At 65.1% G+C, this 25,540-nt stretch carries 18 protein-coding genes; 7 read left to right on the forward strand and 11 right to left on the reverse strand.

What is annotated here, in order from left to right; translation table 11 throughout:
- The first annotated feature begins 70 nt into the window (after nt 1-70).
- Both P9254_RS17385 and P9254_RS17390 read left to right on the forward strand, forming a co-directional pair.
- The gene (locus P9254_RS17385; protein ID WP_278056346.1) at nt 71-1,531 is read left to right on the forward strand and encodes an AMP nucleosidase; all 1,461 of its coding nucleotides are present in this window, start codon (nt 71-73) and stop codon (nt 1,529-1,531) included.
- Between the two features lie 166 nt (nt 1,532-1,697).
- A complete protein-coding gene (locus tag P9254_RS17390; protein ID WP_278056344.1) occupies nt 1,698-2,681 on the forward strand; it encodes an endonuclease/exonuclease/phosphatase family protein in 984 nt (327 codons plus the stop codon).
- A gap of 44 nt (nt 2,682-2,725) precedes the next feature.
- Here P9254_RS17390 and P9254_RS17395 read toward each other — a convergent pair whose 3' ends face one another.
- Nucleotides 2,726-3,319: a DUF922 domain-containing protein gene (locus P9254_RS17395; protein ID WP_066997555.1), complete on the reverse strand. Its 594-nt coding sequence runs from the start codon at nt 3,317-3,319 to the stop codon at nt 2,726-2,728.
- Between the two features lie 168 nt (nt 3,320-3,487).
- Nucleotides 3,488-5,167, reverse strand: coding sequence for an electron transfer flavoprotein-ubiquinone oxidoreductase (locus P9254_RS17400; protein ID WP_095823701.1), 1,680 nt, complete (start codon nt 5,165-5,167; stop codon nt 3,488-3,490).
- 251 nt (nt 5,168-5,418) lie between these two features.
- Here P9254_RS17400 and P9254_RS17405 point away from each other — a divergent pair, with 251 nt between their 5' ends.
- The 3 genes from P9254_RS17405 to P9254_RS17415 all read left to right on the forward strand — a co-directional run bounded on the left by P9254_RS17405 (nt 5,419) and on the right by P9254_RS17415 (nt 7,953).
- A complete protein-coding gene (locus P9254_RS17405; RefSeq protein WP_278056342.1) occupies nt 5,419-6,057 on the forward strand; it encodes a hypothetical protein in 639 nt (212 codons plus the stop codon).
- A gap of 68 nt (nt 6,058-6,125) precedes the next feature.
- A complete protein-coding gene (locus P9254_RS17410; protein ID WP_278056340.1) occupies nt 6,126-7,049 on the forward strand; it encodes a uracil-DNA glycosylase in 924 nt (307 codons plus the stop codon).
- 91 nt (nt 7,050-7,140) lie between these two features.
- The gene (locus P9254_RS17415) at nt 7,141-7,953 is read left to right on the forward strand and encodes a helix-turn-helix domain-containing protein (RefSeq protein WP_095800144.1); all 813 of its coding nucleotides are present in this window, start codon (nt 7,141-7,143) and stop codon (nt 7,951-7,953) included.
- Nucleotides 7,954-7,955: 2 nt separating this feature from the next.
- Here P9254_RS17415 and P9254_RS17420 read toward each other — a convergent pair whose 3' ends face one another.
- Complete coding sequence (locus P9254_RS17420; protein ID WP_127215813.1) at nt 7,956-8,903, reverse strand: DMT family transporter; 948 nt, start codon at nt 8,901-8,903, stop codon at nt 7,956-7,958.
- A gap of 152 nt (nt 8,904-9,055) precedes the next feature.
- Here P9254_RS17420 and pepN point away from each other — a divergent pair, with 152 nt between their 5' ends.
- Together pepN and P9254_RS17430 are read left to right on the forward strand one after the other, a co-directional pair.
- A complete protein-coding gene (gene pepN / locus P9254_RS17425; protein ID WP_278056337.1) occupies nt 9,056-11,701 on the forward strand; it encodes an aminopeptidase N in 2,646 nt (881 codons plus the stop codon).
- 173 nt (nt 11,702-11,874) lie between these two features.
- The gene (locus tag P9254_RS17430) at nt 11,875-14,196 is read left to right on the forward strand and encodes a PAS domain-containing sensor histidine kinase (protein WP_278056335.1); all 2,322 of its coding nucleotides are present in this window, start codon (nt 11,875-11,877) and stop codon (nt 14,194-14,196) included.
- A gap of 48 nt (nt 14,197-14,244) precedes the next feature.
- Here P9254_RS17430 and P9254_RS17435 read toward each other — a convergent pair whose 3' ends face one another.
- The 8 genes from P9254_RS17435 to ccmI all read right to left on the reverse strand — a co-directional run bounded on the left by P9254_RS17435 (nt 14,245) and on the right by ccmI (nt 25,523).
- The gene (locus tag P9254_RS17435) at nt 14,245-17,223 is read right to left on the reverse strand and encodes a bifunctional [glutamine synthetase] adenylyltransferase/[glutamine synthetase]-adenylyl-L-tyrosine phosphorylase (protein ID WP_278056334.1); all 2,979 of its coding nucleotides are present in this window, start codon (nt 17,221-17,223) and stop codon (nt 14,245-14,247) included.
- Nucleotides 17,223-18,698, reverse strand: coding sequence for a sensor histidine kinase (locus P9254_RS17440; RefSeq protein WP_067320986.1), 1,476 nt, complete (start codon nt 18,696-18,698; stop codon nt 17,223-17,225). The genes P9254_RS17435 and P9254_RS17440 overlap by 1 nt, the downstream gene beginning before the upstream one ends.
- Nucleotides 18,699-18,794: 96 nt before the next feature.
- Complete coding sequence (locus tag P9254_RS17445) at nt 18,795-19,469, reverse strand: response regulator transcription factor (protein ID WP_066997584.1); 675 nt, start codon at nt 19,467-19,469, stop codon at nt 18,795-18,797.
- A gap of 356 nt (nt 19,470-19,825) precedes the next feature.
- Nucleotides 19,826-21,370 (reverse strand): Do family serine endopeptidase, encoded by a 1,545-nt coding sequence (locus P9254_RS17450; protein WP_095823709.1) that lies wholly within the window; start codon nt 21,368-21,370, stop codon nt 19,826-19,828.
- A 120-nt stretch (nt 21,371-21,490) separates the two neighbouring features.
- A complete protein-coding gene (locus P9254_RS17455) occupies nt 21,491-21,952 on the reverse strand; it encodes a cytochrome c-type biogenesis protein (RefSeq protein WP_127216812.1) in 462 nt (153 codons plus the stop codon).
- The gene (locus P9254_RS17460) at nt 21,949-23,940 is read right to left on the reverse strand and encodes a heme lyase CcmF/NrfE family subunit (RefSeq protein WP_278056330.1); all 1,992 of its coding nucleotides are present in this window, start codon (nt 23,938-23,940) and stop codon (nt 21,949-21,951) included. Before P9254_RS17460 ends, P9254_RS17455 begins: the two co-directional genes overlap by 4 nt.
- A complete protein-coding gene (gene ccmE, locus P9254_RS17465; protein ID WP_278056329.1) occupies nt 23,940-24,383 on the reverse strand; it encodes a cytochrome c maturation protein CcmE in 444 nt (147 codons plus the stop codon). The genes P9254_RS17460 and ccmE overlap by 1 nt, the downstream gene beginning before the upstream one ends.
- Nucleotides 24,384-24,386: 3 nt before the next feature.
- Nucleotides 24,387-25,523, reverse strand: coding sequence for a c-type cytochrome biogenesis protein CcmI (gene ccmI, locus P9254_RS17470; RefSeq protein WP_067320970.1), 1,137 nt, complete (start codon nt 25,521-25,523; stop codon nt 24,387-24,389).
- Nucleotides 25,524-25,540: the final 17 nt, after the last annotated feature.

Here is a 25,540-nt window from a genome sequence, read left to right on the forward strand (position 1 = left end):
GCGCTCTTCCAAATCCCTATATTGGGCCATGGAAAAGCGAATCTACCCCCAAGCCATCGAATCGGTCGTCATGCCGGAGCCTTTCGGCAGGCAGAGTTTTGACGACGCCAAGAAGGCGGTCGCGGCGCTGGAGGCGCTCTACGACCGCAACACCAAATTCCTGCGCGATTCCTTCGCCAAGCTCGCCGCCGGCGGCGACGAGAGCAGGCGCTACCGGGCCTTTTATCCGCAGATCGGCGTCACCACCACCTCGTTCACGCAGATCGACTCGCGCCAGGCCTACGGCCATATGCCGACGCCCGGGCATTTTGCCACCACCATCACCCAGCCAAAGCTGTTCGAGAACTATCTCGTCGAGCAGCTTCGGCTCATCATGCGCAATCACGGCGTCCAGGTCACGGTGTCGGAATCGACGACGCCGATCCCGCTGCATTTCGCCTTCCTGGAGGGCACCTATGTCGATGGCACGGCTGCCGAGCGGATCAGGCGGCCGATCCGCGACCTGTTCGACGTGCCGGATCTCGACGGCACGGACGACCAGATCGCCAACGGCACTTTCGAGGTGGCGTTCGGCGAGCCGAGGCCGCTGGCGCCGTTCACGGCCCAGCGCATCGACTATTCGCTGCACCGCATGACGCACTACACGGCGACCAGCCCGCTGCATTTCCAGAATTTCGTGCTGTTCACCAATTACCAGTTCTACATCGACGAGTTCGTGGCGCGGGCCCGCGAGCTGATGGAGAGCGGCGGCGGCGGTTACAGCGAATTCGTCGAGCCGGGCAACCTCGTGACTAAGGCCGGGGCCGGCGCGGCGAGCGAAGGCACCCCGCCACAGCGCCTGCCGCAAATGCCGGCCTACCACCTGAAGAAGTCGGGCCATGGCGGCATCACCATGGTCAATATCGGCGTCGGCCCGTCCAACGCCAAGACCATCACCGACCATATCGCGGTGCTTCGGCCACATGCCTGGGTGATGCTCGGCCACTGCGCCGGCCTGCGCAATACGCAGGCACTGGGCGACTATGTGCTGGCCCATGCTTATGTGCGCGAGGATCATGTGCTCGACGACGACCTGCCGGTCTGGGTGCCGATCCCGCCGCTGGCCGAGATCCAGGTGGCGCTGCAGGAAGCGGTCGCCGAGGTAACGGGACTTTCCGGCTACGATCTCAAGCGCATTATGCGCACCGGCACCGTCGCCACCATCGACAACCGCAACTGGGAACTGCGTGACCAGCGCGGACCGGTGCAGCGCCTTTCGCAGTCGCGCGCCATCGCGCTCGACATGGAATCGGCGACGATCGCCGCCAACGGCTTCCGCTTCCGCGTGCCCTACGGCACGCTGCTGTGCGTCTCCGACAAGCCTTTGCATGGCGAACTGAAACTGCCCGGCATGGCGACGGAATTCTACAAGCGGCAGGTGGCGCAGCACCTCACCATCGGCATCAGGGCGATGGAGAAGCTGGCCGAAATGCCGATGGAGCGGCTGCATTCGCGCAAGTTGAGAAGCTTCTCCGAGACTGCTTTCCAGTAGCCGAGGCAACTCATCGTCTTGCCCGGGCCGCAATTTTGCCGATAAGCAGGCCTGAGCGAGAGTATGTCGCTGCAAAAAGATGCCGGCGACATTCGGCAGAACACGACTGACCATGACAACAGGCGGCGCGCGCTCAAACATGACGGCTGGGGTGGCATTCCTGGCGATGACGGCACTCACGGCCGCGCTGCTGGCCGGATTCCTCGGCGCGCTGCATCCGGCCCTCGATTCGTTCTCGCATTTTCGTATTCACCTGAGCGTGCTCACGGCGCTGCTGGCGGTGGCGCTGCTTGCCAGTTCCTACCGGCTGCAGGCGGCAGCAGCGCTGCTCTTCGCCCTCGCCTGCCTCGCCACGACGGCCAGCGCGCTGCCCAGGTTGTGGCCGCAGCAGGCGGTCGCCAAACCTGCCGACCGTATCGTCTATAGCCTGCTGCAGATCAATCTTCGCTTCGACAATCCGACGCCCAAGAAGGTGCTGTCGCTGATCGGCCGCACCAACCCTGATGTGATCACCCTCGACGAGGTGTCGGGAATGTGGACGAGAGAGCTCGGCTATATCACCGGCGCCTATCCGTACCGCATCCTCTGCCCCTACCCCAACGGCGTATTCGGGGTCGCGCTGCTCTCGCGGCGGCCTTTTGCCCCGGGCACCGCGCCGCATTGCGAGCCGCGCGGTGCGATGGCAACCGCCACGGTCGATTTCGGCGGCACCGGCGTCGATGTCGCGGCAATCCATTTGAGCTGGCCGTGGCCGCGCGAGCAGTACTGGCAGATCGGCGAGCTGGCGGAGCCGCTTGCCGCGCTCGGCGAAACCGCCATCATGGCCGGCGACTGCAACGCCGTGCCGTGGAGCGCTGCGGTGCGTCGTGTCGCCTCGCTCGGCGGACTGAGCGTTATGCCGTCGGCCGGGCCGACCTGGATCCATCGGAAGCTACCGGATTTCATCCGGCGCTTCGCCGGCCTGCCGATCGACCAGGTGTTCAGCAAGGGCGCCGTGACCATCCACTCGGCGACGCGGCTGGAAGACGCCGGGTCCGACCACTTGCCGGTGCTGATCGAGTTCTCGTTGCGGTCCGACGGCCGACAGCCCGAGCACGAGCATCAGTCGGCGCTGGCGGCAAACGCACAACTTGGCAAGACGGGCAGTTAGCGTCGCATTGCTTCCCGCCGCATCGCCGGTTTCTGCTTGTGCCGCTAAGGCCTGATCAAAGCAGCGACGAGGTGCTCGACATGACCGCCTTCGCGGTGCTCGCGGGCATCGAAGGCATTTTGCCTGGCCTCGTATTCGGCATAGACGGCCTGGATGCGCCGGCGCGCCTCGCTGCGCGCCTTGTAGCAATAAGGGTCGTTAGCGACCCTAAGACCGGTGATCGAGCGATCGGTGACGCGCATCATTTCCCGGGCAATGCGGCCATGGGTTCCCTCGTGGGCGCGCACGCCGGCGAAGAACCGGTTCCAGCGCTTCTTCAATGCAGGCGTGGCTGGCGACGCCAAGCGGGGGAAAGTGTAGAAGAGACTGAGCGTTCCGTTTGCCTGCCGTATCCGGCACGAGCCCTTGTCCTGGATAACGCCAAGCTCCCAGTCGGCCGTATAGGCGGTCTGGGCGATGGCATGCGTCATGAAGCCGTGCTTGGGACCTTTGCTGCCCATCGCCTCGATGAGCGCCGCGCCTGAATTGCCGGCAATGTCATAGGTGCGCGTCTGGACCAGCACCCTGGTGCCGGCCGAAGCCTGCGGCGCGCAGAGCGCGCCGAGAGCGACAAGGCATGTCAGAACCGCCATGCGCATAACCGTCTCCTCCCTATCCTTAGGGAAAGGGAACACAAGCAGGCAGCGGATTCAACAGCCTTGAGGTTGCGCCGTCGCAACCGGTATTGCTCGTAGGTGCCGCCTGTTACCCGGCTCTCGCCAGCCGCAGGATGGCGGCTGGCGAGCCGGCGCGGCCAGACGTGGGGCTCACATGCCTTGGTAGACCGGCCCCTCTCCGCCTTGCGGGGGCACCCAATTGATGTTCCGGTTCGGGTCCTTGATGTCGCAAGTCTTGCAGTGGACGCAGTTCTGCGCGTTGATGACGAAGCGCACGTCCTTGGCGGACGGGTCGGCAGCGGCATTGCCGTCCTTGTCCACCCACTCATAGACGCCGGCCGGGCAGTAGCGGGTCGATGGCCCGGCGAACACGTCGTGCTCGGAACGCTGCTGCAGCGCCATGTCGCCGACGATGAGGTGCACGGGCTCATTTTCCTCATGGTTGGTGTTGGACAAAAACACCGAGGAGAGCCGGTCGAAGGTCAAGACGCCATCCGCCTTCGGATAAGCGATTTTCTGGTGCTTGGAGGCGGGCTCGAGCGTCGCATAGTCGGCCTTGCCGTGCTTCAGCGTGCCGAAGGGCGAGAAGCCGAACAGCGTGTTCAGCCACATGTCGAGACCACCGATGCCGACACCGACGATGGTGCCGAAGCGCGACCACAGCGGCTTCACGTTGCGCACCTTCTTCAGGTCCCTGCCGATGTCGCTGCCGCGCCAGGCGTCTTCATAGGAGGCGAGCTCGTCATTGGCCCGGCCGGCGGCAATGGCGTCCGCGACATGCTCGGCCGCCAGCATGCCCGACAGCACCGCATTGTGCGAGCCCTTGATGCGGGGCACGTTGACGAAGCCGGCCGCGCAGCCCATCAGCACGCCGCCCGGGAATGAAAGCTTCGGCACCGATTGCCAGCCGCCCTCGGTAATGGCGCGCGCGCCATAGCCGATCCGCTTGGCGCCCTCGAAGGTGCCTCTGATCGCCGGATGAGTCTTGAAGCGCTGGAATTCCTCGAAGGGCGAGAGCCAGGGGTTCTTATAGTTCAGATGGACGACGAAGCCGACCGCCACCTGGTTGTCTTCGAGATGGTAGAGGAAGGAGCCGCCGCCGGTTTTCATGTCGAGGGGCCAGCCGAAGGAGTGCTGCACCAGCCCCGGCTTGTGGTTCTCAGGCTTGACCTGCCAGAGTTCCTTGAGACCGATGCCGAATTTGGCGGGCTCGCGGCCGTCGGCAAGCTGGTATTTGTCGATCAGTTGCTTGGCCAAAGAGCCGCGCGCGCCCTCGCCGATCAGCACGTATTTGCCCATCAGCGCCATGCCGGGGGCGTAGGCCGGGCCATGCGTGCCGTCCTTCTCGACGCCCATGTCGCCAGTGATCACGCCGGTCACGGCGCCGGCTTCGTTGTAGACAAGGCTCGCCGCGGCAAAGCCCGGATAAATCTCGACGCCGAGCGCCTCGGCCTTGGTCGCCAGCCAGCGGCAGACATTGCCGAGCGAGACGATGTAATTGCCGTGATTGTTCATCAGCGGCGGCATCAGGAAGTTGGGCAGGCGGAAGGACCCGGCGGGGCCGAGCACCAGAAAATGATCGTCGGTGACAGGCGTCTTGAAAGGGTGCCCTTCCTCCTCGCGCCAGCCCGGCAAAAGGCGGTCGATGCCGATCGGGTCGACGACGGCGCCGGACAGGATATGGGCGCCGACCTCGCCGCCTTTTTCCAGCACGACGACGGAAAGGTCGGGGTTGAGCTGCTTCAGACGGATCGCCGCGGCAAGGCCGGCCGGACCGGCGCCGACGATGACCACGTCGAATTCCATGCTCTCGCGTTCGATTTCGCTCATCTGCCCCTCGCTGGCTTGCCCTATTCTCGCATTTTGCTGGCTCACGCGCTGCATAGCGCATCAGTTCGCGACGCGAAACCGGCGCTGACGTGACAAAGCCGATTTCGACAGAAAGTCGCGGTGTTCCATACGAAACGGCCATCGGACAGGCGACGGCGAAGCATAGGCCAGGGCCATGCAGTTGGAAGGCCAGGCCTGTCCGGCACGTTTTTAATTGTTCGACGGCTTGCTTATCGGCAATACTTGGCCCCATGCGCACTCCCGAGCCAATCGGCTTTTCATTGAAGCGCTTACTCTTCACGCTCGGCGTGCTCTGCCGCGCGGTTCTTCCGCTCCTCTTTTCGCTCGGCGCCGCCCAGGCCGATCCGCAAAAAGTCTGGGCGGCCGGCGCCTACTCCTTTTCCGACGAGCTCGGCGGCTTCCGCATCACCGGCGCTTCCGGAATTGGCACCAAGGATGACCCGCTGGTCATCACCGAGGAGCTGAATTCGGCGACGCCAGTGACGCTGACCATCCGCGCGATCCGGCCGATCGAAGCCTTCGGCAGGGCCGGCAACGTGGCCAATGGGGTTATGTACATGCGCATCGACGTGCTCAACAACAGCTTCCTGCCCTGGGTCGAGTTCCAGTTCGAGCTGCAGGAAATCCTCGACCAGCCGAGCGTGTTCGGCGACGGTCTCTCCTTCGACCAGCGCAACAAGAATCCCGACAACATCGTCTCGAGCAACTTCGCCGATTTCGACCGCCAGTTCGAACCCTATGACCGGCTCTTGTTCAAGAACGGCAAGGTCGACCCGCTGAAGACGGCGACGTTCGAGTTCCTGATCACCGACTACACGCCGCGCTGGACATTTTTCCTGGTGCAGGATCCGCGCATACCGACGGGCTGACAGACATTGCGCTGACTGGCGAATTCCCGGCGGTTGCAAATCTTTGCCGCGCGGACGATGGTGGCGCCATGACTGCCGCCTCCCCCAACAACCCGATCGATATCGCAGAGCTGCTGGCCTTCTATGCCAGCGCCGGCGTAGACGAGGCGCTGGAAGACACGCCTGTCAACCGCTTCGCCGAGGCCAGGCCGAAGCAAGCCGATCGCGCGCCTGCGCAGGCGGCGACCGCGCGTGAAAGCATGCCCCTGGAGCGGCCGGCATCGGAGCCCGGATTGGAGGCAGGCCGGGCGGCGGAACGGCCGGCGGTATCGACGGGACTTGACGCAAGCCAAGTGCCCGATGCGCCGCGGCGCCCGACGCTCACCACCGCCACGATCCCCGACGAGGGGCAGATCAAGCTCGCGCGGCAGCTGGCGGCGAGCGCCTCGACGCTTGACGAACTGCGCCAGCAGATGGCGGCGTTCGACGGCTGCAATCTCAAATTCACCGCCAAGAACCTGGTCTTCGCCGACGGCAACCCGAATGCCGACCTGATGCTCGTCGGCGAGGCGCCGGGCCGCGACGAGGACCTCGAAGGGCTGCCCTTCGTCGGCCGCTCCGGACGGCTGCTCGACAGCATGCTGGCAGCGATCGGCCTCGACCGGACATCGGCCTATATTGCCAACGTCATCCCGTGGCGCCCGCCGGGCAACCGAACGCCGACGCCGCACGAGACCGAGATCTGCCGCCCGTTCATCGAAAGGCAGATCGAGCTGGTCAATCCGAAGGTGCTGGTCAATCTCGGCGGCCCTTCCGCCAAGACGCTGCTCAACACGACCGAGGGCATCCTGCGCCTGCGCGGCAATTGGCGCGTCCACACCACCCAGTCGGGCATTGCCATTCCAGCGATGCCGACGCTGCATCCGGCGTATCTGCTTCGCACGCCTGCACACAAGAAGCTGGCGTGGCGGGATTTTCTCGAGGTGAAGGCGAAACTGAGGGCGTTGGGGTGAAGCACCTCCCCTTCTCCCACAACAAGGGAGAAGGGGAGCGATAACCTGTCAGGTAATTGAATTACTCCCCTTGCCGGCCTACTCATCCCCCATGACAACACCCGACGTCTCCGCCGGCAGCCTCATTCGCGAGTGGCGCACGCGCCGGCGCATGAGCCAGCTCGACCTCGCCATGGAAGCCGATATCTCGCAGCGGCATCTCTCCTTCGTCGAAAGCGGCCGCGCCCAGCCTTCGCGCGAGATGGTGCTGCATCTGGCCGAGCAGCTTGCCATTCCTCTACGCCAGCGCAACCAGCTTTTGCTCGCGGCCGGCTTCGCGCCGAGCTTCAGCGAAAGGCCGCTGACCGATACGACGCTGGCGCCGGCGATGGCTGCGGTCGAGACGGTGCTCAAGGGCCACGAGCCCTTCCCGGCGCTGGCGGTCGACCGGCACTGGAACCTCGTTTGCGCCAACGCGGCGATCGGCCCGTTCCTGGCCGACGTCTCGGAGCCGTGGCTGCTCAAGCCGCCGGTCAATGTGCTGAGGCTCAGCCTGCATCCCGGTGGCGTCGCGCCGCGCATCGTCAACCTCGCGGAATGGCGCGCGCATCTGCTCGAGCGCCTCAAGCACCAGAACGACGCCACCGGCGACTCCATGCTGATCGAGTTGGAGAAGGAATTGCGCGGCTATCCGTCCGGGCTGAGGAGCAGCCGGCCGGCGCCGGTCGAGCCAAGCGGCATCGTCCATCCGCTCAGGCTCGCGCATGGCGATCAGGTGCTGTCCTTCATCAGCACGATCACCGTCTTCGGTACGCCGCTCGACGTGACGCTGTCGGAGCTGGCGATCGAATCCTTCTTCCCCGCCGACGACCAGACGCGGACCGTGCTGGTGCGGCTGGCGAAGGAGCGGACGGCCGCTTCGTAGGCTTACCCCTGCGGCGGCGTCGCCCTTCGGGTGCGCGTGCGCTCGAGGCCAAGTTGCCTTTCGCGCCAGATGATGAAGATGCCGGCGGCAACCACAATCACGCCGCCGATCAGCGTGTTGAGCGACGTCACATCGCCGAACACAAGATAGCCGATGACGACGCCGAGAATCATCGAGCTATATTCGAAAGGCGCCACGACCGAAGCCTCGGCGTGGCGGTAGGCGGCCGTCATCAGGATCTGACCGAGCCCGCCGCAGAAGCCGGCCATGACAAGCAGCGCGGCTTGCATCGGCGTCAGCATCTGCCAGCCGAAAGGCAGGGTGAGCAGCGCCAGCACGCTCGCCGTCGAGGAAAACCACAGCACGATGGTCGCCGTCTTCTCGGTCTGCACGAGATTGCGTACCAGAAGCATGGCGACGGCCGAGATCGCCGCGGCGATCAGCGCCGCCATGACGCCAAGCACCTCCTGGTCGTCGAGCGCCTCGTCGGAATGCAACAGCGTCAGTTCCGGCCAGGAAACGATCAACACGCCGACGAGGCCGAAGGCGACCGCGCTCCAGCGATAGACGCGGATCGTCTCGCCCAGGAAGATCGAAGAGAACACCACGACCAGCAGCGGCTGGGCATAATTCAGCGTGATCGCTTCGGGAAGTGGCAACCTGGTCAGCGCGAAGAAGCCGAGCCCCATAGCGCCGACGCCGACGACGCCGCGCGCGATGTGGTTGAACGGCCGTTTCGTGGTGAATGCGGTGGCGAGCTGGCCCTTGAAGGCCAGAAAGGCGATGATCGGCAAGATGGCAAAGAAGGAGCGGAAGAAGACGATCTGTCCGGCGGGCACGGCGCCGGCCGCCTTGATACAGGTCTGCATGCCGACAAAGACCGCCACGGAGACAATCTTCAGCGCAATGCCGCGCAGCATATTGTGGCCGACGGCATGATCGACGGTCATCTTGCCTCGTGACGATGGTCGGAAAACGAAGCCCAGAAATAGACCTTGGCGCAGTTTTGTCGAGTGACCGTTTGGTGTAAAGAGCGCGGACTTTAGAATTCCCTCACCAGCAAAGCCTACTGCCCACCCGAATTGATAGGAAAAACGACGGAATGCGCACAGATACCGGCCATGTCTTCAAGCTCGAAGACTACCGCCCCAGCGACTATCTCATTCCGCGGACCAGCCTCGATTTCCGTCTGTCTCCGGATGCCACCCGCGTCACTGCCGTGCTCACCGTCGAGCGACGCCAGGGGGTCGCCGCTTCTACGCCGCTGGCGCTCGACGGCGACGGGCTGAAGCTGCTCGGCGTTGCCATCGACGGGCAGGTTCTCCCGGAAGCCGACTATCAGGCCACGCCCGACCAGCTGACCATTCCGACGCCGCCGGCGGCACGGCGCTTCGAGCTTCGTCTCGAGACCGAGAGCGCGCCGTCCAGCAACGAGGCGCTGATGGGCCTTTATCGCTCCAACAATGTCTATTGCACCCAATGCGAGGCGGAGGGGTTTCGCCGCATTACCTATTTCCTCGATCGTCCAGACGTCCTCTCGGTCTACACCGTGCGCATCGAGGCGCCGCACAACGAGGCGCCGCTGCTGCTGTCCAACGGCAACCCCGTAGAAAGCGGGGTGCTCGCGGATGGCCGGCACTATGCCGTCTGGCACGACCCCTTCCCGAAGCCTTCCTATCTCTTTGCGCTGGTGGCTGGCGCGCTCGGCAAGGTCGCGGGAAGCTTCACCACCCTATCCGGCCGCAAGGTCGAGCTCGGCATCTATGTCGAGCCCGGCAAGGAGCGGCTCGCCGGCTACGCGATGGATGCGCTGAAGCGCTCGATGAAATGGGACGAGGAGGTCTTCGGCCGCGAATACGACCTCGACGTCTTCAACATCGTCGCCGTGTCAGACTTCAACATGGGCGCCATGGAGAACAAGGGCCTCAACATCTTCAACGACAAATATGTGCTGGCCGACGAGGAGACGGCGACCGATGCCGATTTCGCCAACATCGAGGCGATCATCGCGCATGAATATTTCCACAATTGGACCGGCAACAGAATCACTTGCCGCGACTGGTTCCAGCTCTGCCTGAAGGAAGGGCTGACGGTTTACCGCGACCACGAATTCTCGGCCGACCAGCGCTCGCGCGCGGTAAAGCGCATCGCCGAGGTGCGCACGCTGCGCGCGCATCAGTTCCCCGAGGACCAGGGGCAATTGGCGCATCCGGTCAGGCCGCGCCGCTACCGCGAGATCAACAACTTCTACACGGCAACAGTCTACGAGAAGGGCTCGGAAGTGGTGCGCATGATCCGCACCATCCTCGGCGCGGAGACCTTCCGCGCCGGCATGGACCTCTATTTCGAGCGGCATGACGGCGAAGCGGCGACGATCGAGGACTTCCTCAGAGTGTTCGAGGACGTTTCTGGCCGAGACCTCACGCAGTTCGCGCTCTGGTACCATCAGGCCGGTACGCCGAACCTGACGGTGAGTTCCTCCTACAATGCGGCGGCCAAGGCATTCACGCTGGAGATCGAACAGTCGGTGCCGCCGACGCCGTCGGAAAGCCGCAAGCGGCTGATGCATATTCCCCTGGCCTTCGGCCTGGTCGGCGCCGGCGGCAAGCCTGTCGCCTGGGCAGCCGTCGATGGCGCCACCGTCGAGGACGGCATCATTCATGTCCGAAAGCGGCGGCACACGGTGCGCTTCTCGGGGGTTTCGGAGCGGCCTTCGGTGTCGCTCAACCGCGGCTTCTCGGCGCCGATCACGCTTTCGGTGCAGCAGAAGGCCGACGACCAGTTCTTCCTGGCCAGCCATGACAGCGATCCTTTCTCGCGCTGGCAGGCCTTCAACACGCTGCTCACCGACGCGCTCATCGCGGCCTTCCGTCAGCTGCTGGGCGGCAAAGAGCCTGCCTTCGACGCAAAGCTCGCCGAGCTTGCCGGAAGCATTGCCCGCGACGAGACGCTGGAGCCGGCCTACCGGGCGCTGGCTCTGTCGCTGCCCGGCGAGGCCGATATTGCGCGCGACATCGGCCAGGGCATCGATCCCGACGCCATTTTCGTCGCCCGCGAGGCGCTGGCGCGGACGATTGCCATGGCGAACCGCGAGATCTTCTCGGTCCTCTACGCCAGCCTGGCCGACAACGGTCCGTTCACGCCCGACGCGGCAAGCGCTGGGCGGCGCGCGCTGCGCAACATCCTGCTCGATTACCTGTCGCTCCTGCCCGAAGGGGCGGCGCTTGCCGCGCGGCATTTCCACGCCGCCACCAACATGACCGACCGCGCCGCGGCGCTGACCGTGCTGGCGCACCGTCATGCCGGCTCCGCGCAAGCCGAGGAGGCGCTGTCGGCCTTCGAGACGAGATACCGCGGCGATGCGCTGGTGCTCGACAAATGGTTCCAGATCCTGGCCGGAGTGCCGGGACCGCTGACCGTCGAAAAGGTGCGCGCGCTGATGCAGCACCCTGCCTTCTCGATCGCGAATCCGAACCGGGTGCGCTCGCTGATCGGCACCTTCTCCAGCGCCAACCAGACCGGCTTCCATCTCGCCGACGGCCAGGGCTACCGCTTCTTCGCCGAGACCGTGCTGGAGGTCGAGAAGCGCAACCCGCAAGTGGCAGCACGGCTGGCGACGGCGCTCAGGTCCTGGCGCTCGCTGGAACCGGTCCGACAGAACAAGGCAAGGCAGGCACTGCTGCAAATCGCGAACGCCGACAACCTGTCGGCCGACCTGCGCGACATCGTGGAGCGGACGCTGATGTGATTAGCAATCTCCCTCGTGGGGGAGATCAGCAGTTTCGACGAATTTCAATCAACTTTTAATCTTTTTTGGCCGCGCCTCTGGACAAGGCGAATCACCTTTGATTCCTTATTGACGATTCGGACGTGCGGCGTAGCCGGATCGTCAAGTATGCGGCAAATCGGGGAGTGCCATTTATGGCCAAGACGGACGCGTGGGGCGCGCCCGGAGGGAGAGCTTTTGCGCGTCGCGAGGCAAGGAGCGGCGGGCCTGCCGGCAATGCGCGTCTGATCGCCGAACCCGCCTACCAGCGGCTGCTGGCGGCGGAACCGCTGCTGCGCCGCTCCATCCCCGCACTGATCATCATCTTCCTGATCGTCATCGCCGCACTGCGCTTCCTGTCGCTGGTGAACGACCGCGACGAGGTCGAACGCGACGCCAAGTCGGTGCTGGCGTTAGCCGCCGGCCAGATGGCACAGGCGATTACGGCCGACCCGAACGCAGCCGGCGTGAATGCGACGGACCTTCTGGAGAAGACCAGCCGCCAGGGCGCCATGGGCCGCAGCCACGTGCTGGCCATCACCGACGGCGCTTTCAAGATCCTCGCGGTATCGCCATTGTCGACCGGCTGGCAGGGACGCTCGCTGGACAGCCTCGTGCTCGGCGGCCAGCCGCTGTTTATGTTCGGCGACCGCGCCGGCGTTATGGATGTCAGCATCGGCGGCAAGGACTGGTTCGCCGCCGTCAGCCTCACCGGCGACCGCAAGAACGCCGCGGCGGTGCTGGTGCCCAAGGAGGCGGTGTTCGACAGCTGGCGCAAGACGGTGTCGCTCAACGTCACGTTGTTCGTGCTGACGGCCGGCGTGCTGATCGTCATCCTTTACGCCTATTTCGGCCAGGCGGCGCGCGCCCAGGCGGCCGACCGCATCTATCTCGAAGCGCATCAGCGCATCGACATGGCGCTGGTGCGCGGCCGCTGCGGGTTGTGGGACTGGGACATGGTGCGCGGCAAGATGTACTGGTCGCGCTCGATGTACGACATGCTGGGCTACGAGCCCTGCGATACGATGCTGTCCTTCGGCGAGGTCGACGAGATCATCCATCCCGACGACGGCGACCTCTTCGAGCTCGCCAATCGCATCGTCGAGCGCGAGATCGACCATATCGACCAGGTGTTTCGCATGCGCCACGCCGACGGGCAGTGGGTGTGGATGCGCGCCCGCGCCCAGGTGATCGACCCGGAAGCGCCCGAGATCCAGCTGATCGGCATCGCCGTCGACGTCACCGAGCAGCGGCATCTCGCGCTGCGCTCGGAAGCGGCGGACATGCGGCTGCGCACGGCGATCGAGAACATCAACGAATCCTTCGTGCTGTGGGATGCCGCCGAACGGCTGATCATGTGCAACTCCAAATTCCAGCAGGACAACGGGCTCTCGGACCGTGACGTGATGCCGGGCGCGACCCGCGACATGCTGGAGGAGCGCATGCTCGCCTTCGCCTCGGAGCGCAGGCTGGCCAACGCCAACGGGCCGCATGGCGGTGTCACGCTGGAGCGCCAGCTTGCCGACGGACGCTGGCTGCAGGTCAACGAGCTCAGGACCAGAGACGGCGGCATCGTCTCGGTCGGCTCCGACATCACCCAGATCAAGCTGCATCAGGAAAAGCTGGTCGACAGCGAGCGCCGCCTGATGGCGACGATCCACGATCTTAGCCTCGCCCGCCGCGCCGAGGAGGAACGCGCCAAGGAGCTTGTCGAGCTCAATCGCAAATACATGAAGGAAACCGAGCGCGCCGAGGCCGCCAACCGGGCGAAGTCCGAATTCCTCGCCAATATGTCGCATGAACTGCGCACGCCGCTCAACGCCATCATCGGCTTCTCCGAGCTGATGCAGCAAGGCCTGTTCGGACCGCTTGGTTCCGAGCGCTACGAGGAATATGCCAGCGACATCAACGGCAGCGGCAAATACCTGCTCGGCGTCATCAACGACATTCTCGACATGTCGAAGATCGAGGCCGGCCAGTTCTCGCTTGACCGCGAGGAAATCGACCTCTGCCCGCTGATCAGGGAAACGGTTCGCGTCATCTCGCTGCAGGCGGCGGAGAAGTCGATCACGGTAGACACGCGCATCGCCGATGCGATGCGGCTCTACGCCGACCGCCGCGCGATCAAGCAGATCGCAATCAATCTGCTCTCCAACGCGGTGAAGTTCACCGGACAGGGCGGCAAGATCACGGTCAGGGCGCGCAGCGCCTCAGGCGCGCTGGTGCTCACCATCGAGGACAATGGCTGCGGTATCCCGAAGCAGGCGCTGAGCAAGCTCGGGCGGCCGTTCGAGCAGGTGCAAAACCAGTTCTCCAAGAACCACACCGGTTCCGGCCTGGGCCTCGCCATCTCGCGTTCGCTCGCCGAACTGCAGGGGGGCGCGCTGAAGATTCGCTCCACCGAAGGCGTCGGCACGATCGTGTCGGTCCGCATCCCGCTGAAGAAGGCGCCGCCCATGGTCAAGGTGGCGGCTTAGTTGGCGCGCTGAAATTCGAAACGCCGGCGCCAGGGAATGACGCGTGGATTAACCGCGCGAGATCGACGCTCCCGCGCGAAGCAGAAGCTCGAAATCCTTCCGAACCTTTCGCGACGTCTCCTTGAGATGCGCTTCGAGCACACCGAAATCCGGCAGGTCGGTGGCCGCCAGAAGCAGATCAGAAAGCCCCGGCGGAACATCGTCGCGCTGGAACTCGCCGGTAAGGCAGAGCCTGATCATCTGGGTCAGCGCGAGATAGAGCCTCCAGGCCTCGCAAAGCTCCTGCCGAACATCAGGCGCCGCGTAACCGGGGGCCAGCCGCGCCAGCACTTCCGCCGTCGCGGTTGCCCGCCTACCAGCCTCGACCGCGCCGGTGATGACCGCGACCTGGGCGATGAATTCAAGGTCGATCAGGCCGCCGGGGATCAGCTTGATGTCCCAGAGATCGCGCGGCGGCTTTTCCGTGTCGATCAGCGCCCGCATCTCGGAGGCATCCGCCTTCACCTTGGCGCCGTCGCGCGGCTGGGCAAGAACCGCCGCAACCTCGTCTTCGACCTCGGCGCAAAGCGCTGCGTCACCGCCGATGGCGCGTGCTCGTGCCAGCGCCATATGCTCCCAGGTCCAGGCATCCTGCCGCTGATATTTCTTATAGGCGTCGACATGGGTGGCGACGGGCCCCTTGTTGCCGGAGGGGCGCAAGCGAAGGTCGAGCTCATACAGGACGCCTTCGGCCGTCGGCGCCGAGACGGCGGCGATCAGCCGCTGCGTCATGCGGGTGTAGTAGTGTGAGGGCGCCAGCGGCTTCTCGCCATCGGAGTCTTCCGCATCCGCATCGTGGTCATAAAGCAGGATCAGATCGACATCCGAGCCGGCAGTGAGCTCGCGGCTGCCCAGCTTGCCCATGCCGAGGAGCGCGACCCTGCCCCCGGCAATCCTGCCATGGCGCAACGCGAACTCGGCGATGACTGCGTTGAGCGCCGCTTCGATCGTGAGGTCGGCCAGGTCGGAGAAGGCGCGACCGGCGCGCCCGGGATCGATGGAGCCCGCAAGCAGCCGCACGCCGATCAGGAATTTCTGCTCGGAGGCCAAGATACGCAGCCGGTCAAGCACATCCTCATAGGCGCGGTCGCCCTCGATGAAGGCCGCAAGCCGCGCCGAGAGGTAGGCGCGGTCGGGCAGTTCCGCGAGCAACGCCGGATCGAGCAGACCGTCGAACACATGCGGGCGGCGCGTGATGATGGCGGCGAGCCGCGGAGCGGCGCCCATGATCGTCGCCATCAGCTTGAGCAGTGCCGGATTGGACTGCAAAAGCGAGAAGAGCTGGATGCCAGCCGGCAGGCCGGCGAGGAACTCGTCGAAGCGGATCAGCGCCTCGTCGGCGCGGCGCGTCTGGCCGAAGGCTTTCAGCAGCGCCGGCGTCAGTTCCGTCAGCCGCTCGCGCGCCTCCGCCGACTGGGTGACGCGGTATCGGCCGAAATGCCAGCCGCGAATGACACGGCAGATGTCGCTCGGCCGCTGAAAGCCGAGGCGATGCAAGGTCTGCAGCGTGTCGGGATCGTCGACATCACCGGTGAAGACCAGATTGCCGACGCCGGCCGACAGTTCGGGTGCCGTCTCGAACAGCGCCGCATAATGGCGCTCGACCTGCTGCAGCGAGGCGCGGAAAGCTTCCGCGAATTCCGCCTCGCCGGTGAAGCCGAGCATCAGCGCGATACGCTCCAGTTCCTCGTCCTCTTCCGGCAGGACATGTGTCTGCTCGTCGGCCACCATCTGGACGGCATGCTCGACACGGCGCAGGAACCAGTATTGTCGGGTGAGCGCATCGCGCGCATCGGCGGTGATCCAGCCGCGTGCGGCGAGCGCGTCCAGCATCGGCACCGTTTCGCGGCCCCGCAGTTCCGGGAAGCGGCCGCCGGCAATCAGCTGCTGCGTCTGGACGAAGAACTCGATCTCGCGGATGCCGCCGCGGCCGAGCTTGACGTTATGGCCTTTCACCGCGATCTCGCCGTGGCCCTTGTGGGCATGGATCTGGCGCTTGATCGAATGGACGTCGGCGATCGCGGCGTAATCCATGTATTTCCGCCAGACATAGGGCTGCAATTCCTTGAGGAAGGCCGAGCCCGAGGCAAGGTCTCCGGCCACCGGCCGCGCCTTGATCATGGCGGCGCGCTCCCAGTTCTGGCCGCGGGCCTCATAATAACGAAGCGCCGCCTCGACCGGGATCGCCAGCGGGGTCGAGCCGGGATCGGGGCGCAACCTCAGATCGCTGCGGAAGACATAGCCATGCTCGGTGCGGTCCTGCAGGATGCGCACGAGACGGCGGGTGAGGCGCGAGAACAGCTCCGTCGCATCGAGCGGATCGACCACCGCCGGCGCCTCCGGATCGAAGAAGACGACGAGGTCTATGTCGGAGGAAAAATTCAGCTCATGCGCGCCGAGCTTGCCCATGCCGAGCACAATCCAGCCCGAGCCGCGCGCCGGGTCTTCCGGATGGGGCAGCTTGAGCTTGCCCTGCCCGTGCGTGTCGAGCAGCAGGAAATCGACGGCGGCGCGTGTGCAAGCATCCGCCAGGTCGCTCAGACGGCGCACCGTCAGCGCGGTTTCGGCTTCGCCGGACAGATCGGCCAGCGCGATCAGGAAATGCGCTTCGACCTTGAACTGCCTGAGTTCCATCATCAGGCTCGATTCCGAAACATTTTCGGCCCGTGCAGCGCGATCGACCGCCTCGCCGATCTCGTTGAGATGCGCTTCGATCGTCTGGCCGAACAGCTTGTCGAGAATGGCCGGCCGCCGGCGGGCCGTATCACGCAGGAACGGCGACAGGTCGAAGATGGCGGCGAGCAATTCCTGCAGTGCTCCCTGGCCGGCGAGGAACGCGGCCAGACGCGGAAGGCCGTCTTGCTCGGCCGCGTCAGCGATCTCAGACAATTCCCGCCGGGCATGGTCGCCGCCGAGCGGGCGAAGCGCCAGCGTCGGTCGGAGTTGCCATTCCGTATCGATCTTCTTTTTTGCCATCCTGGCCGCCATCAATGCGTCTCCCGGGCCGGGAAACTCATGACTACGGACAATCCGGGATTGGCGGGCAGAAGATCAAGCCTGCCGTTGTGGAAAGTCATGATCGCCTTGGCGAGGCTGAGGCCCAGGCCCGAGCCCGGCTGCGAACGGCTCTTCTCCAGCCGCACGAAACGCTCGGTGACCCTGGCGCGGTCGGCATCGTCGGGGATGCCGAGGCCATTGTCGGAAACGGCGAGCTTGACCTCGCCGCCGATGCGCTCCAGCGTGACCCGCACCTTCGGGCTCTCGGCGGCGCCGGTCGAGTATTTGATGGCGTTGTCGACGATGTTCGACAGCGCCTGGCCGATCAGTTCGCGATTGCCGTTGATAGTAACCGCTTCCGGCACCGCGGTTTCCAGCACGACGCCCGCCTCTTCCGCCACCGGCTCGTAGAGCTCGACGACATCGCTCACCGTAGCGGCGAGGTCGACCGGGCCGGTTGTCTCGGAGGAATAGCCGGCCTCCAGCCGCGAGATCATCAGGATGGCGTTGAAGGTCTTGATGAGCTGGTCGGACTCGGCGATCGTTCCCTCCAGCGCCTGACGGTAGTCCGTCGTCTTGCGCTTGCCGGCAAGGGTGGCTTCGGCGCGGTTGCGCAGCCTGGTCAGTGGCGTCTTCAGATCGTGAGCGATGTTGTCGGAGACCTGCTTGAGCCCCTCGTTCAGCATGGCGATACGGGCAAGCATCGTGTTGAGGTTTTCGGACAGGCGGTCGAATTCGTCACCGGCGCCGGTCACCGGCAGCCGTCCGCTAAGGTCGCCGCCCATGATGCGGCGACTTGCGTCGGAGACGCTGTCGATGCGTTTCAGCGCGGCGCGCCCGACGAAGAACCAGATCAAGAGGCCGCCGAGCCCCATCATGCCCAGCGCCAGCATCAGCGCGCGGCGGATGACGGCCCGGAAGCGCTCGGGCTCGCCAAGATCGCGGCCGACCAGCAAGATCATCTGATTGGGCAGTCGCAGCACCAGCGCGATAGCGTTGTGGCCTTCTTCGCCTTCCGACCGAGCGCTGCTGTCGCCCGGGGACGGCGCGCTCTGATCGGTGCCACCACCACGCAACCGGTCGAGTTCGCCCTCACCGAAGCGATGGTACGAAAAGGGCTCCGTCGTCCAGCCCTCGGTTTCGATGATTCCCGGCTCCAGGCTCTGCACATTGCCGGTCAGGATCTGGCCGTTGGCGTCGGCGATCAGATAGAGGTTGGCGCCAGGCTGGCGCGAGCGGGCTTCAACCACGCGCACCAGCAACGGCAGGCCGCCATTTTTGTATGCGCGAGCCAAGCCGAGGATCTCGTCATTGATCGTGTCCTGGGTCTGCGCCGTCAGCATGCGCGCCGAGAGCGACGTCATGTAAAAGACGAGCAGCACGGCGCAGAGAGCGAAAAGCAGAAGGTAAAGCGCCGAGAGCCGGGCCGCCGTCGTCTTCATGATGGCCGGCAGGGAAAGAGCCATGTGCGCCTAGATCAGGATGACGATTGGCTGCACGGTAACCCCTTGTTGCAGCATCTTTTCCGAAACGTTCCCTGACTTTCGGTTTGGGATCATGCTCTAGCCGCCTTTCAGCATGTAGCCCGCGCCGCGGATGGTGTGCAGGATCGGTTTGTCGAAACCCTTTTCGATCTTGCCGCGCAGGCGCGAGACATGAACGTCGATGACGTTGGTCTGCGGATCGAAATGATAGTCCCAGACATTTTCCAGCAGCATGGTGCGCGTCACCACCTGGCCGGCGTGGCGCATCAGATATTCCAGCAGGCGGAACTCGCGCGGCTGCAGCGTGATCTCGCGGCCGGCGCGCTTGACCGAATGCGACAGACGGTCGAGCTCGAGATCGCCGACGCGGTAGACGGTCTCGGTTTCCCGGGCGCCGGCGCGACGGTTCAACACCTCGACGCGGGCAAGCAATTCGGAAAAAGCGTAGGGTTTGGTGAGATAATCGTCGCCGCCGGCGCGCAGCCCGGTGACGCGGTCGTCGACCTCGCCCAGCGCCGACAGGATCAGCACCGGCGTGGTGTTGCCGCGCGAGCGGAGCGCTGCGATCACCGACAGCCCGTCGCGGCGCGGCATCATGCGGTCGACCACCATCACGTCATAGTCGCCGGCGTCGGCAAGCGCGAAGCCGGTCTCGCCGTCCCCGGCGACATGGGCGGTGTGGCCCGCCTCGGCGAAGGCTTTCTGCAGGTAGTCCGCAGCCTCGCGGTCGTCTTCCATGACGAGAATCTTCATGGAGCCGTTATACGCGATTTCACTGGAAGGTTGAGGGGCAGCCATGACTCAGCGCCTTTGCGTTCGCCAGCCGCATGTCGTGATCCCAGACCGGTACCCACTTGCGGGCACCGTGCTTGGCAAGCGGCAGCGGGTGATGGGAAACCCGCTGCCGCAGGAGCGAAACACGGTGACTGACTGACGTGCTCGGCCCCATGTTTTCCCGGCGGCGGCTCGGGGGTGTTGAAACCGCCGCAAGGAAAAGTCGCTGAGCAATTCCAGGAAAGGCGTGAAGCGGGTTTCCGTCCGGAATTGCGTCAAACAGAGAGTTAGAGCGGTTCTGCGTTCTCAAGGAGCGATTGAACCGCTCTCTCAGATCAGCCCTTTCCGACCGGCAGCGCGACGAAGCGGTTGCTATCGTCGCGGGTGATCTGCATCAGCACGGCCTTGCGGCCCGACTTGGAGGCATCGGTCATGGCCTTGGAAACGTCGTCGGTAGTGTTCACCTCGTTCGAATTGATCGAGGTGATGACGTCGCCGGGCTGGATGCCGCGGTCGGCCGCATCGCTGTCCGGATCGACATCGGTGACCACCAGGCCCTTGCCGTTTTCCGACTTGGTGACGGTGAGGCCGAGATCGGCAAGCGTATCGGCCTTGGCGGGAGCCGCCTGCTTGTTGCCGTCTTCGTTCGAGGCCTGCTTGTCGCTCGAAGGCAACGTGCCGAGGTCCACCTTGACCGTCTCGTTCTTGCCGTTGCGCCAGACAGTGACATCAACCGACTTGCCCGGCGCATAAGCGCCGATCATGCGGGCGAGTTCCTTCGGCGAGGCGACGTCCTTGCCGTCGACCTGGGTGATGACATCGCCGGCGACGATGCCTGCCTTCTTACCGGGACCAGCGTCCTGCGCGCTCGAAACCAGCGCGCCCTTGTCCGACTTCAGGCCGAGCGACTCGGCGATGTCGGAGGTGACCGGCTGGATCTCGACGCCGAGCCAGCCGCGCTGGACGGAGCCGTTCTTCATCAGGTCTTCGACCACCTGCTTGGCGGTCGAGGCCGGAATGTCGAAGGCGATGCCGACACTGCCGCCCGACGGCGAGAAGATGGCGGTGTTGATGCCGATCACCTGGCCGTTGAGGTTGAAGGTCGGACCGCCCGAATTGCCGCGGTTGACCGAGGCGTCGATCTGGATGAAGTCGTCATAGGGGCCGGCGCCGATGTCGCGGCCGCGGGCCGAAACGATGCCTGCGGTGACGGTGCCGCCGAGGCCGAACGGGTTACCGACCGCCACGACCCAATCGCCGATGCGGATCTTGGAGTCGTCGGCGAAGTCGACATAGGTGAACTTGCCGCCGCCATCGACCTTCAGCACGGCGAGGTCGGTGCGCGGATCGGTGCCGATCAGCTTGGCGTCGAGCTCCTTGCCGTCATTGGTGACGACGGTGAAGTCGGAGCCTTCCGAAACCACGTGATTGTTGGTGACGAGGTAGCCGTCCTCGGAAATGAAAAAGCCCGAACCTTGAGCCACGGGGCGCGGCTCGCCATTGCCGTGGTTGCGGTGATTGAAGCGGGGCATGCCGAACTGGCCGCCCTGATCGCCGAAGCCGCGGAACTCCTTGAAGAAGCGGCGCAGCTGCGGATTGTCGGGCAGGTTGTCGAAGCCGTTCTGATCGTCGGAGCCGTCATCGGCCGTCGGCTGGATCTTGGCCTTCACCTTGACGCTGACCACCGCCGGCGAGACGCGCTCGACGACGTCGGCGAAGCTCGGAACCTGCGGAGCCTCGACACGCACAGCATCGGCCAGCACGGGCGCAGTGCCGGTGGCAAGCGCGCCTGCGCCGACCGCACCAATGACGGCCAGGGACGCGACAGCCGCCATCAGGCGCTTGCGGGTGCTTGAATATGAATCGGGGGCAATATTCATGGGTCTCGTTTCCTCTTTCGAAGTGGATGCGCTCAGGAGAGCATCCTCGGAAGAGAGACTTAGTGAGGCGCACATTACGGCGCCATTTCCGATATATGAAAATTTTGTAATGTTGGCGCTTTAATCGCGCAGCAGCTTGTCCAGCGCCGCCTGTTCCTCGGCGCTGAGCGTGCTGCCCGGCGCGCGGCGTGAACGGGTGCTGAGCACGATGAAGATGCCGCCGGCCAGAAGCAAAAGCGCCGGGGTGCCCCACAAAAGCGCGTTGCGCAGGCTGAAGCGCGGCTTCAAGAGAACGAACTCGCCGTAGCGCGACACGATGTAATCCATCACCTGCTGGTCGGTATCGCCGGCGACGAGGCGCTGGCGCACGAGGACGCGCAGGTCGCGGGCCAGATCGGCGTCGGATTCGTCGATCGACTGGTTCTGGCAGACCATGCAGCGCAAGCCTTCGGAAAGCGCGCGTGCGCGAGCCTCCAGCGCCGGATCGGGCAGCACCTCATCGGGCTTCACCGCCTGTGCCGCGCCGGCGAAGACCAACGCCAGCAGGAGGATCAGCGAGGCGAGCGAAAACTTCGCTTTCATGTCGGGCTCGCGGGTAAGGCAGCGGCAGCCGGCTTGCGGCGCCTCGCGGGGGCGCCGACGCGCAGGCGGCGGTCGAGCAGCGACACGGCGGCGCCCGCCATCATCACCAGTCCGCCGCCCCAGATCAGCGTCACCAACGGCTTCCACCACAGGCGCACGACGACCGAGCCGTCCTTGCCCTCATCGCCGAGCGACAGATAGAGCTGGCTCACACCCAGCGTCCTGATGCCGGACTCGGTCGTTACCGTCTGCCGCACCGGATAGAAGCGTTTTGCAGAAGTGATCTCGCCATCGGCATTGCCATCGGCGCCAATCAGCAGGAAGCGGCCGCGCTCCTCGGTGAAGTTTGGGCCTTTCTGAGGAAACAGTCCTTCGAAGCGCAGCGTGTGGCCGGAAAGTTCCACCGTCTCGCCGAGGCGCATGGTGAGAATCTTCTCCGTGCCAAACGAAAGCGTGCCGACGATGCCGAGCAAGGTGAGCCCGAGGCCGAGATGGGCAAGCGCGGTGCCGAAGACCGAGCGCGGCAGGCCGGCAAAGCGTCTCAGCATGTCGGCCGGCGCCACCGAGCCGATGCCCGACTTGACGGCAAGGTCGGTCAGCGCGCCGGCGACAAGCCAGACGGCGAGGCCGACGCCAAGCGCAGCGAAGACCGAGGCGCCATCGATGAACAGGCCGGTGACCAGCATCGCGGCGATCGCCAGCCCGAAGGCCGCCATCAGGCGCTGCGAGGCGGCAAGGACGTCGCCGCGCTTCCAGGCAAGCAGCGGACCAAACGGCACGATGGCGAGCAGCGGCAGCATCAGCGGGCCGAAGGTCAGGTCGAAGAAGGGCGCGCCGACCGAGATCTTGCCGCCGGTGATGGCCTCAAGCGCCAGCGGGTAGAGCGTGCCGACGAGCACCGTCGCGGTCGCCGTGGTCAGGAACAGATTGTTGAGCACGAGCGCGCCTTCGCGCGAGATCGGCTGGAACAGGCCACCTGCGGTCAGGGTGGAAGCGCGCAGCGCAAACAGCGCCAGCGAGCCGCCGATGAACAGCGTCAGGATGCAGAGGATAAAGACGCCGCGCGCCGGATCGGTGGCGAAGGCATGCACGGAAGTCAGCACGCCAGAGCGGACAAGAAAGGTGCCGAGCAGCGACAGCGAGAAGGTGAGGATGGCAAGCAGCAGCGTCCAGATCTTCAGCGCCGAGCGCTTTTCCATGACGATTGCCGAATGGAGGAGCGCCGTGCCGGCGAGCCAGGGCATGAAGGAAGCGTTCTCGACCGGGTCCCAGAACCAGAAGCCGCCCCAGCCAAGCTCGTAATAGGCCCAATAGGAGCCCATGGCGATGCCGCCGGTCAAAAACATCCAGGCGACCAGCGTCCAGGGCCGCACCCAGCGCGCCCAGGAGGCGTCGATGCGGCCTTCGATCAGGGCTGCGACCGAGAAGGAGAAGCAGATCGAGAAACCGACATAGCCGAGATAGAGCAGCGGCGGATGGATGGCGAGGCCGAGGTCCTGCAGGATCGGGTTGAGATCGCGGCCCTCGATCGGCGCCGGGTTCAGCCGGATGAAGGGATTGGACGTCGCCAGGATAAACAGGAAGAAGGCGGTGCCGATCATGCCCTGCACGGACAGAACATTGGCTTTGAGCGTCGCTGGCAAGTTGGAACCGAAGACAGCGACGAGCGCGCCGAAGAAGGTCAGGATCAGCACCCAGAGCAGCATCGAGCCTTCGTGGTTTCCCCAGGTGCCGGTGATCTTGTAGATCATCGGCTGCAGCGAATGGGAGTTTTCCCAGACGCTCGCCACCGAGAAATCGGAGCCGGCATAGGCGGTGGCAAGAGCGGTGAAGGACAGCGCGGTCAGCGCAAAGCCGGTGACCGCGACCGGGCCGCCGACCGCCATCAGCCGCTGGTTGCCGGCGCGGGCGCCGACCAATGGCACCAGCATCTGCACCAGCGACAGCGCGAAGGCGAGGACGAGCGCGAAATGTCCGGTCTCAACCATTATTGGCTCTTGCTCTCCTGCCAGACGCCCTTGGCTTTCAAGCCGTCGGCGACCTCCTTGGGCATATAGCGCTCGTCGTGCTTGGCTAAAACGCTATCGGCGACGAAGACGCCGTCCGGGCCGAAAGCGCCCTCGGTGATGACGCCCTGCGCCTCGCGGAAGAGGTCGGGCAGGATGCCGGTATAGGTGACCTTGACCGATTTCTGCTCATCGGTGACCGAGAAGGCGACGGTCGCGCCCTGACCGCGAACGATGGTGCCTTTTTCGACGAGCCCGCCAAGGCGAATGCGCTGTCCGGGCTGGACGGTTGCGGCGGCGAGGTCGGCAGGCATGTAGAAATACGAAGCCTTCTGGCCGAGCGCGTAGAAGATAAGACCGGCAGCAGCGCCGAGGAAGGCCAGCCCTGCGAGGATCACCGACAATCGCTTCTGCCTGCGCGTCATGGCCTACTCCGTCGCCGTCACGCCGAGGGAGGCGGCAAAGGCGGTGAATTTCTTGGCCTGCTCGCTGTCGGCGCCGAAGACGGCAACCGCGCGGCCGAGCGCGTCGCGGGCCCGGTCGGCCTCGCCGAGCACGACATAGGAACGAATGAGCCGCATCCACCCTTCCTCGTCGCGCGGATTTTGTTTCAGCCGGTCGTCGAGGCTGGCGACCATGGTCTCGATCATTACCTGCCGGTCCTGCGGCGCCATCTGCTGCGCCGCCTCGACCTGCCCGGCATCCGGGCCGGTCGCCGGCTTGCCTGCCGCCGCCGGCGGCTCGGCCGTTTCGGCGAGCGCCTGCTGGACGGCGCTGCGCCAGGGCGAATCGGGCGCAAGCTGACCGAGCATCTTTTGCCAGGCGGCGGCGGCTTCCGCCTTCCTGCCTTCCTGGGCCAGGCCCATCGCCAGATAGAAATTGGCCTTGGCGTTGGCGGGATCGAGCTTCAAGGCCGCGTCGAAGGCGCCCTGAGCCTCGGCCGTGACGATCCCGCCGGCAGCGTTGGCGATCGCCTCGCCAAGGCCGGCCTGGCGCACGGCGCTGTCGCCGTCGAGGCGGATGGCGTTGCGATAGGCGGTCACCGCGTCGGCGTAGCGCTGTAGGCGCAGATAAACCGGCGCAAGCACGTCCCAGCCCTTGCCGTCCGAAGGGTTGGCGGCGAGATGCGCCTCGGCGCGGGCAACCAACTCGTCGACCGAGGACTCGGCAGGGTTCTTGGCCAGCCGCTCGGCCAGCGGCTGCGAGGGCAGATCCGGGGAGCCGAGTGAGCCGTAGAGCCCCCAGCTGACCAGCGGCACCGCCAGCACGGCGGCGGTGGCGACCAGCCTTGCGGCGCGCGAAGGGCGCGGCGCTCGCGCGTTTGGCTGGCTGTCCGAGCCGAGACGCAGAATGCGGCGGCCGATCTCGGCGCGCGCTTCCTCCGCCTCACCCGGCTGGATGAGACCGCGCGCCATGTCGCGGTCGAGTTCCGAAAGCTGGTCGCGATAGACTTCGAGATCGTGATCGCCGGCTGTCGATGCGGCTTTCGTGCCGCCGGCCAGCGGCAAAAGCACCGCCAGGCTGGCGCCCAGCGTAAGGATTGCAGCTATGACCCAGAACAGCATGGCTATTCCAATAAAGG

The organism is Mesorhizobium sp. WSM4983 (assembly GCF_029625765.1).
In the GTDB taxonomy this organism is placed as follows: domain Bacteria; phylum Pseudomonadota; class Alphaproteobacteria; order Rhizobiales; family Rhizobiaceae; genus Mesorhizobium.